This window comes from Actinocorallia lasiicapitis, assembly GCF_054778695.1.
Genome location: NZ_BAAGZI010000029.1, coordinates 22,868 through 30,952 on the forward strand (window position 1 = coordinate 22,868; position 8,085 = coordinate 30,952).

Sequence of the window (8,085 nt, forward strand, 5' to 3'; positions counted from 1 at the left end):
GCGCTACGGGGTGACCGCGACGTTGGTCAGGGCCGTGCCGCCGATCACCTTGTTGTCGGCGTGCACGGTCACCGGGCAGCCCTGCGGCAGGTTCGGCGCGGAGATCCCGTACGCCTTGCCCTCATCGCCCTTCGCGCCGCGCAGGTCGAGGACGTTGCCGCGGAACACGTTGAAGCAGCCCCAGCCCGGGACGACCTGGTGGACCTGCATCCCGTCGGCCAGGGTGTTCCTGCCCTTGTTGTTCCGGATCAGGTAGCGGTTGCCCTTGACGTCGATCCAGGAGTCGGCGAAGTTGGCGCCGCTCAGACCCCGGCCGTCGAACGTGTTGTCGTAGATCCGGCCGTTGGAGCTGTACTCTTTGACGTCGATCGCCTCGGCGCGGACGTTCGGCCCGAACGTGTTGTGGTGCACCGAGTTCCGGTCGCTCTTGTCGTTCTTCCGGTTGCTGACGGCGCTGCCGATGTAGACGCCCTCGCCGAACTTCGGCTTGACCACGCCCGTGTTGTAGATCCGCGAGTACCGGATCACGCTGTCGGTGGTGTTGGTGCGGAAGTGCACGGCCTCGTTGCCGGTGCCGTGGACCGTCACATGGTCGAGCAGGATGTGGTGGGAGCGGTCGATCAGGATGCCCTTCTGGGCGTTGGTCACCGTGATCCCGCTGATCTTCACCCAGGCGGCCTGCTCGAGCTGCAGCACCTTGCCCTTCTTGGCCCGCTCGCCCCGCAGCACCGCGCCCTTGGCCCCGATGATCGTGATCGGCTTGGCCTTGGTGCCCTTGGCGCGCAGCCGGAACGTTCCGTTGTAGGTGCCCTTCGCGATCCGGATCGTGGTGCCGGGCTTGGCGTTGCGGAGCGCCTTGGAGAGCTGACCCGCGTCGCGGACCTGGACGGCGGCAGAGGCGGGAGCAGCGGCGAGAACCCCGCTGACCAGGGCGGCGGCCAATCCGACAACGGCGAAACGGGAGGTGGCAGACATGCGCACGATCCTCCCACAAGGTCTAAGGAAGGGCATACGAAATTCACCTGTGACGCATCGAATGCGGGCCGGTCGCCACGGAACGTGCAATACTGGGCGTCAGGGGAAATGAAACTCTCAGCAGATCTCTCCGCAAGGGGCGAACGTGGACCTCGTTTCTTACGCGGATCTGGTGGTCGAGCTCGTCAACACGCACCATCCGGCCGAGGACTCCTTGAAAGACCTCGAGACGCTGCGTGAACTGCTGACCATCCGGCCCCACCTGTCCGGACGGCTGCTCAGCCGCGATCTCCACAACTTCCGGCAGCTCCGAGCCAATTTCCGGGACATCTTCGAGGCCGCGGCCGCGGGCGACTACGACAACGCCGCCGACCGGCTCAACAATCTGATGATCCTCTATCCGATCCATCCGACCCTCTCCAACCACGAGGGATCGCATTGGCATCTGCATCTCAACGACGACGGCGGCATCGTCGACAGGTACGCCTCCGGCGCGGCCGTCGGGCTCTCCCTCATCGTCGGAGAACGAGGATTCGGCGCACTCGGGATCTGCGCCAGGACCGGCTGCCACAACGTTCACTACAACGATTCCGACACCGATCCTGACAAGGTTCAGAACGGTGTCGGCGGCCGCTACTGCTCGCGCTGGTGCGAGGATCTGGCGAGCGGCCAGTAACGGAACACGACCCGCCCGACGACGTCGCCCTCGGGCACCGCGCCGAAATCCCAGCTGTCGCGGCGGCCCGGCGCCCGCTGGTTGTCGCTCTCCAGCCACCATCCGCCGTCCTGCCGGAACGCCGCCCGCTTCACCAGCAGCAGCCCGCCGTGGCGGGCGACCACCAGGTCCCCGTCACGGATCCGTCCGGCGCGCACCAAGAGCCGGTCACCGGGGCGCAACGCCGGCAGCATCGAGTTCCCCTCGACCCGCACCACCAGCAGCCGCGGCGTCCTGCGGAGCGGCTTACGTCCGACCAGCCGTCTGATCATTGCGGCCTACCTCACGCGTTTCGGGGCACTCGGCCGGGAGTAGTGTCTGATCTACAGCATGATCCGAGTCAGCCCACTTCCGAAGGGAACCACTCCGGTGAGCCTTCTCCGTCCCACGACGGTAGTTTCCGCGCACTGCGACCTGCCCTGCGGTGTCTACGACCCCGCTCAGGCGCGCATCGAGGCCGAGTCCGTCAAGGCCGTCATCGAGAAGTACAACGCCAACGAGGACCCGGCGTTCCGGGCCCGCGCCATCCTCATCAAGGAGGAGCGCTCCGACCTCGTCAAGCACCACCTGTGGGTGCTGTGGACCGACTACTTCAAGCCGCCGCACTTCGAGAAGTACCCGCAGCTCAACGAGCTGTTCAACGAGGCGACCAAGCTCGCCGGCGCCGGTGGCACCAAGGGCAGCACCGACGTCAAGGTCGCCGACGACCTCCTCGCGAAGATCGACGAGATCGCCTCGATCTTCTGGGAGACCAAGAAGGCGTAGTTCCTTCGCGGGACGCACTTCGCGTTCCACACGCTTCACCGTGGACCCGGCCGTCACCGTGACGTGCCGGGTCTTCGCCTTCTTGCGGTCCGCGGGCCGGGTATGAGCGTGGCTCCCAGCGAAACGGGGTCCCGGCGCGGTAGTTTCGAAAGAAGTGGGACCATCACCTCGCAGGGAGATCCGTGACTGAGGAAACCGCCGCCATGACGGCACTGCGCGACATGGTGACCGTGCGGCTGCCGGCATCGAGCGCATACCTTTCCGTGCTGCGCACCGCGACGGCGGGTTTGGCGGTGCGCCTGGACTTCACGATCGACGAGATCGAGGACCTGCGCATCGCCGTCGACGAGGCGTGCGCGATGCTGCTGCCGCAGGCCGTGCCGGGCACCGATCTCGCGTGCGAGTTCGAGCTGACCGGCGACGCCATGCGGATCGCGGTGTCGGTGCTGACCGCCGACCGCAGGCTGCCGAGCCGCGACACCTTCGCCTGGACCGTGCTGTCCTCGCTCGCCGGCGAGGTCGACGCCACGGTCGGCGCCGACGACAAGGTCACCGTGACGCTGGTGAAGCGTCGGGGCGCGGGGGCTCCGTGACGGAGAGAAGCGAAGTCAGCATCGAGCCCGTCGAGGTCGAAGAGGACCTGGTGACGGAGCCCGAGGAGGTCACGCTTCCACCGGAGCGGCCCTCCGCCGTGCCCGACCGCACCCGGGCCAAAGAGCTCTTCCGCACGATGCAGGCGCTGCCCGAGGGCGACGCCGAACGTCAGCGGATCCGTGACCAGCTCGTCGAGATGCATCTGCCGCTGGTGGAGTATCTGGCGCGCCGGTTCCGCAACCGCGGCGAGTGGCTGGACGACCTGATCCAGGTCGCCACCATCGGCCTGATCAAGTCGATCGACCGGTTCGATCTGGAGCGCGGCGTCGAGTTCTCGACCTATGCCACGCCGACGATCGTCGGTGAGATCAAGCGCCACTTCCGCGACAAGGGGTGGGCGGTCCGCGTCCCGCGCCGGCTCCAGGAGCTGAAGCTGTCGCTGACGAAGGCGATCAGCGAGCTGGCGCAGAAGGAAGGCCGCGCGCCGACCGTCGCCGAGCTGGCCAAGCATCTGCAGATGACCGAGGAGGAGGTCCTCGAGGGGCTGGAGTCCGCGAACGCGTACTCGACGGTCTCGCTGGACGCTCCGGACTCGGGCGACGAGGACGCTCCGGCCGTCGCCGACTCGCTCGGCATGATCGACGAGTCGCTGGAGGGCGTGGAGTACCGCGAGTCGCTCAAGCCTCTGCTGGAGAAGCTGCCGCCGCGCGAGAAGAAGATCCTGCTGCTGCGGTTCTTCGGCAACATGACGCAGTCGCAGATCGCCACCGAGCTGGGCATCTCCCAGATGCACGTGTCGCGGCTGCTGGCCCGCACGCTGGCCCAGCTCCGCGAAGGTCTCACCGCCGAGGACTGAACCCCTCGACACGCCCGAGAGGGATCCCGAACCCGGGGTCCCTCTCGCCGTTTCTAGAGGGCGCGGGTGATCGGCTTGGTGAGGAGGATCACCAGGGTGACGGAGGCCACGACGATCAGCGGGTAGCCCCAGCCCGGCTGGCCGCTCTGGATCAGCGAGACCGCGACGGGCAGCGAGAAGAGCTGGGTGAGGACGGCCGGGGAACGGCTCCACCGCTCGGCGGTGTAAAGGCCCCAGGCCACCTTGAGCATCCCCGCTCCGCCGCCGAGCGCCAGGACCGTGACGCCGATCGCCGACGCCCTGTCCTGCGGGTGCCCCGCGACGCTCTCGAAGCCGACGAAGAGTCCGAAGAGCACGGCCGCCACACCCAGCAGGGCCTGGAGGAGGGCGGCGGCGAGGAGGATGCGGGGACGGTTCGGCACGCCCGCCAGCGTACCCCCGCCGCCGGGTGGCATACGCTGACGCCGTGCGCGCCATGCTGATCGCCAATTCGAAGGCCACCTCGACGACGCAGCGCGCCCGTGACCTCCTGGTCCGGGCGTTCGCGGGCGATGTCGAGGTGGAGCTCGCCGACACCCAGCACCGCAGGCACGCCATCGAGCTGGCGGAGCGCGCGGCCCGCGAGGGCTACGACCTGGTGATCGCGCTGGGCGGTGACGGCACCGTCAACGAGGTCGTCAACGGGCTGATGCGGCACGGCGAGGACGCTCTGGACCGTCCGGCGCTGGCCGTCCTGCCGGGCGGCAACGCCAACGTGTTCGCGCGGGCCCTGGGCCTGCCCAACGATCCGATCCGCTCGCTGGCCGCGATCCTGGGCGCGCTGCGCACCCGGCATTTCCGGACCATCGGCCTGGGGCACGTCCGCACCCCCGCCGAGGAGCGCTATTTCACTTTCACCGCGGGGATCGGGCTGGACGCCGAAGTGGTGCACGCCGTCGATCTGGCGCGGCGCAACGAGCCGGGACACAAGGCGTCGAACCGGCTTTATGTGCAGTCGGCGGTGCGGCAGTTCTTCGCGCTGACCGACCGGCAGCAGCCCGCCCTGGAGGTCCGCGACGCCGAAGGGCGGGTGGCGCGCGGGCTCTACCTCGCGTTCGTTTCCAACACTTCTCCGTGGACGTATCTGGGTCCGCGGGCCGTTTATCCGTCGCCGCGTGCGGGATTCTCCACCGGTCTAGACCTTTTCGGAATCCGTTCTCTGAACACCTTCCCGACCCTCAGCGCGATCTTGCAGATGATGATCCCGGCAACGGGCGGACCGCGCGGCCGGCATGTTGTGGAATTGCATGACGCCCCGGAACTCACGGTTACCGCGCGCCGCCCTATCGCCCTTCAGGTGGACGGCGATTATCTGGGCGAGCGGCAGCGGATGGTGTTCCGCAGCGTGCCCAAGGCGGTACGGGTCGTCATCTGAGATTCGGCTCACACGGCTCTGACCAGCCATTACGCCGCAACGACAAGCCTCCTCCACGCTCATGTGACGGCCAGGTTCCAACGGTGTGACACAACTGACATCCATACTTTGAGAAACGTTTCTCAAAGTACTTGTGGGGTGTATTGCCCCTGGGGGATGCTCAAAGTGCGCCACGGCGGAGAAATCCCGTGGTCGCGCCCCCGGAGCCGTTCAGGCTCGGGCCCGCATACATCCTCGTGAAGACATTCACAAGGAGCCTCAGACGTGAGAAGGAGTGGACCGCATGGACTGGCGCCACATCGCTGCCTGCCGTGACGTGGATCCCGAGCTGTTCTTCCCGATCGGCAACACCGGCCCGGCCCTCCTTCAGATCGAGGAGGCCAAGCAGGTGTGCCGCAAGTGCACCGTCACCGAGTCGTGTCTCCGCTGGGCGATCGAGTCCGGTCAGGACGCCGGCGTCTGGGGCGGAATGTCCGAGGACGAGCGTCGCGCCCTCAAGCGCCGCGCCGCCCGAGCCCGTGCCCGCGCCAACGCGAACGCCCAGTCGCACTGAATAAGGACCGTCGCTCTGGCTGCAAGCTGACTCCAGCCCGTCATACCGGGACGGTAGGTGCCGTGACACTCCCCCGAGGTCACAGGTCACGTTCCGCGAAGTGACGGTTGAGCGGGATGTCGAGTGAGACGTCCGTGCCGCCCCCCGTACGCGCACCGAAGGCGATGGTTCCACCGAGTTCGCCTTCGGTGAGGGTCCGGACGATCTGCAGCCCCAGGCTGTCGCTGGATTCGGGGTCGAAGTCCGCGGGCAGTCCCGCGCCGTCGTCGGAGACCGTCACCGTGAGCCGTTCTTCGGTACGGGCGACGATCACGTCGAGGCGGGTGCCCTGCGCGGCCAGCCCGTGCTGGAGCGCGTTCTGCAGCAGCTCGGTGAGGACCATGGCGATCGGGGTCGCGATCGCCGCGGGCAGCACCCCGAAAGTCCCCTTCCGCCGGGGCATCACCCGGTTCTCCATCGCCATGATCTCGCCCGACATCATCAGCACCCGGTCGGCGATGTCGTCGAAGACGATGAACTCGTCCGGGGTGTGCGACAGGGTCTCGTGGACGATCGCGATCGAACCGACCCGGCGCATCGCCTCCTCCAGCGCGGCCCGCCCCTCGGGCACCCGGATCCGCCGGGCCTGCAGCCTGAGCAGCGCGGCCACGGTCTGCAGATTGTTCTTGACGCGGTGGTGGATCTCCCGGATGGTCGCGTCCTTGGTCATCAGCTCGCGGTCGCGCCAGCGCAGCTCGGTGACGTCGCGGATCAGGGTGATCGCGCCGATCCGCTCCCCCGAGACGATCAGCGGGATCATGCGGAGCTGGACGAACGAGCCGTTGGCCTCGATCTCGACCTCGCGCGGCGCCTTCCCCGACAGGACCGTCACCAGCGACTCGTCGGTCGGCTCCCCCACGTCGGACAGGTCGCGGGTGACCTCGCCGAGCTGCATCCCGACCAGGTCGGTGGCCAGGCCGAGGCGGCGGAACGCCGACAGCGAGTTGGGGCTGGCGTAGGTGACCTTCCCGGCGCGGTCGAGGCGGAGCAGGCCATCGCCGACGCGCGGGGAGCGGATCAGGTTGGGTTCGGCGTCCGGGACCGGAAAACGGCCCTCGGAGATCATCTGGGCGAGGTCGCTGGCGGACTGCAGATAGGTCAGCTCCAGCCGGGACGGGGTCCGTGCCGAGCTGAGGTTGGTGGAGCGCTGGATCACCCCGAGCATCTTGGAGCGGGCGCCCCAGCGGGCGATGATCGGGATCGACTCCTCGCGGACGGGGATGCCGCTGCCCCATTCGGGGTCGCCCTCCCGGACGATGCGCCGCTCCCGCCACGCCACGTCGATCAGGCCGCGTTTGCCGGTCCGCACGATCCGTCCGACCAGGTCGTCGGGGTAGGCGGTGGGGCCGGTGGTGGGGCGCATCTGGGCGACGCAGACCCAGCCGTCGACGGTCCGCGGCGGCCAGCTCTCCTCGGCCGCCCCCTTCTGCGGCACCCACAGGACCAGGTCGGCGAAGGACAGGTCGGCGAGCAGCAGCCAGTCGGAGACCAGCAGATGCAGCCACTCCAGGTCCTGCTGGTCGAGATCCGTCTGATGGCGGACGAGGTCGGACAAGGTAGGCACCCCTCCATCATTCCAGTCCCCCCTCCTGGGAGGATGGGCAGGTGAACCCCTTGGACAGACTGCGCGCCGCGACGGCGGCGCGGGAGGCCGCCGGGCTGCGCCGACGGCTGCGGCCCCGCACCGCCGACCATGACGGGCTGATCGATCTGGCCTCCAACGACTACCTCGGCCTGTCCCACGACCCGCGGCTGATCGAGGCGGCCGTCGCCGCGACCCGCGAGTACGGGACGGGATCCACCGGATCACGCCTGGTCACGGGCACCACCCGGCTCCACGCCGAGCTCGACGAGCGGCTGGCCGGGTTCGTGGGGGCCCCGTCCGGGCTGACCTTCTCCTCGGGTTACCTGGCCAATCTGGGGGCCGTGGCGGCGCTGTCGGGGCCGGGCTCGCTGGTCGTGTCCGACCAGGTCAACCATGCCTCGATCGTGGACGCGTGCCGGCTGTCGCGGGCCCGGGTGGCGGTCGTGCCGCACCGGGACGTCGCGGCGATCGAGGAGGAGCTGGCCGGACGCCGCGAGGAGCACGCCGTCGTCGTCACGGACGCGGTCTTCTCCGTGGACGGCGATCTCGCGCCGCTGGCCGAGCTGCACCGGGTGGCGCGGGCCCACGG

Annotated in this window: 11 protein-coding genes; 7 read left to right on the forward strand and 4 right to left on the reverse strand. The window is 68.6% G+C overall.

Annotated elements, in window-relative coordinates; genetic code table 11:
- Window positions 1–3 precede the first annotated feature (3 nt).
- Window positions 4–975 carry a right-handed parallel beta-helix repeat-containing protein gene (locus ACYVE7_RS05985; RefSeq protein ID WP_460363529.1) on the reverse strand — a complete coding sequence of 324 codons (972 nt, stop codon included), beginning with the start codon at window positions 973–975 and terminating at the stop codon, window positions 4–6.
- A gap of 145 nt (window positions 976–1,120) precedes the next feature.
- On the opposite strand from ACYVE7_RS05985, the gene ACYVE7_RS05990 reads away from it, so the two are divergent.
- The gene (locus tag ACYVE7_RS05990; protein ID WP_460363530.1) at window positions 1,121–1,651 is read left to right on the forward strand and encodes an ABATE domain-containing protein; all 531 of its coding nucleotides are present in this window, start codon (window positions 1,121–1,123) and stop codon (window positions 1,649–1,651) included.
- Here the strand turns inward: ACYVE7_RS05990 and ACYVE7_RS05995 are convergent.
- The gene (locus ACYVE7_RS05995; RefSeq protein ID WP_460363531.1) at window positions 1,609–1,962 is read right to left on the reverse strand and encodes a S24 family peptidase; all 354 of its coding nucleotides are present in this window, start codon (window positions 1,960–1,962) and stop codon (window positions 1,609–1,611) included. The two genes, ACYVE7_RS05990 and ACYVE7_RS05995, sit on opposite strands and share 43 nt — an antisense overlap.
- A gap of 58 nt (window positions 1,963–2,020) precedes the next feature.
- Between ACYVE7_RS05995 and sodN the strand changes: the two genes are divergently transcribed.
- The 3 genes from sodN to ACYVE7_RS06010 all read left to right on the forward strand — a co-directional run bounded on the left by sodN (window position 2,021) and on the right by ACYVE7_RS06010 (window position 3,905).
- Window positions 2,021–2,455 (forward strand): superoxide dismutase, Ni, encoded by a 435-nt coding sequence (sodN, locus tag ACYVE7_RS06000; RefSeq protein WP_460363532.1) that lies wholly within the window; start codon window positions 2,021–2,023, stop codon window positions 2,453–2,455.
- 182 nt (window positions 2,456–2,637) lie between these two features.
- Complete coding sequence (locus ACYVE7_RS06005; protein WP_460363533.1) at window positions 2,638–3,048, forward strand: ATP-binding protein; 411 nt, start codon at window positions 2,638–2,640, stop codon at window positions 3,046–3,048.
- Between the two features lie 137 nt (window positions 3,049–3,185).
- Window positions 3,186–3,905: an RNA polymerase sigma factor SigF gene (locus tag ACYVE7_RS06010; RefSeq protein WP_460363540.1), complete on the forward strand. Its 720-nt coding sequence runs from the start codon at window positions 3,186–3,188 to the stop codon at window positions 3,903–3,905.
- Between the two features lie 53 nt (window positions 3,906–3,958).
- Here ACYVE7_RS06010 and ACYVE7_RS06015 read toward each other — a convergent pair whose 3' ends face one another.
- The gene (locus ACYVE7_RS06015) at window positions 3,959–4,327 is read right to left on the reverse strand and encodes a hypothetical protein (protein WP_460363534.1); all 369 of its coding nucleotides are present in this window, start codon (window positions 4,325–4,327) and stop codon (window positions 3,959–3,961) included.
- A 53-nt stretch (window positions 4,328–4,380) separates the two neighbouring features.
- Here ACYVE7_RS06015 and ACYVE7_RS06020 point away from each other — a divergent pair, with 53 nt between their 5' ends.
- Window positions 4,381–5,319: a diacylglycerol/lipid kinase family protein gene (locus tag ACYVE7_RS06020; protein ID WP_460363541.1), complete on the forward strand. Its 939-nt coding sequence runs from the start codon at window positions 4,381–4,383 to the stop codon at window positions 5,317–5,319.
- A gap of 283 nt (window positions 5,320–5,602) precedes the next feature.
- Window positions 5,603–5,872 (forward strand): WhiB family transcriptional regulator, encoded by a 270-nt coding sequence (locus tag ACYVE7_RS06025; protein WP_460363535.1) that lies wholly within the window; start codon window positions 5,603–5,605, stop codon window positions 5,870–5,872.
- A 79-nt stretch (window positions 5,873–5,951) separates the two neighbouring features.
- On the opposite strand, the gene ACYVE7_RS06030 is transcribed toward ACYVE7_RS06025, so the two are convergent.
- Window positions 5,952–7,475, reverse strand: a complete 1,524-nt coding sequence (locus tag ACYVE7_RS06030) for a sensor histidine kinase (RefSeq protein ID WP_460363536.1) — start codon at window positions 7,473–7,475, stop codon at window positions 5,952–5,954.
- A gap of 41 nt (window positions 7,476–7,516) precedes the next feature.
- On the opposite strand from ACYVE7_RS06030, the gene ACYVE7_RS06035 reads away from it, so the two are divergent.
- Window positions 7,517–8,085 (forward strand): aminotransferase class I/II-fold pyridoxal phosphate-dependent enzyme (locus ACYVE7_RS06035; RefSeq protein WP_460363537.1); only part of this gene is annotated, 569 nt, incomplete at its 3' end.

Excerpts from the sequence above, each read along its gene's own strand:
- ACYVE7_RS05985 (WP_460363529.1), bottom strand. The coding sequence starts at position 975 with ATGTCTGCCACCTCCCGTTTCGCCGTTGTCGGATTGGCCGCCGCCCTG.
- ACYVE7_RS05995 (WP_460363531.1), bottom strand. The coding sequence starts at position 1,962 with ATGATCAGACGGCTGGTCGGACGTAAGCCGCTCCGCAGGACGCCGCGG.
- sodN (WP_460363532.1), top strand. The coding sequence starts at position 2,021 with ATGATCCGAGTCAGCCCACTTCCGAAGGGAACCACTCCGGTGAGCCTT.
- ACYVE7_RS06010 (WP_460363540.1), top strand. The coding sequence starts at position 3,186 with ATGCAGGCGCTGCCCGAGGGCGACGCCGAACGTCAGCGGATCCGTGAC.
- ACYVE7_RS06020 (WP_460363541.1), top strand. The coding sequence starts at position 4,381 with ATGCTGATCGCCAATTCGAAGGCCACCTCGACGACGCAGCGCGCCCGT.
- ACYVE7_RS06025 (WP_460363535.1), top strand. The coding sequence starts at position 5,603 with ATGGACTGGCGCCACATCGCTGCCTGCCGTGACGTGGATCCCGAGCTG.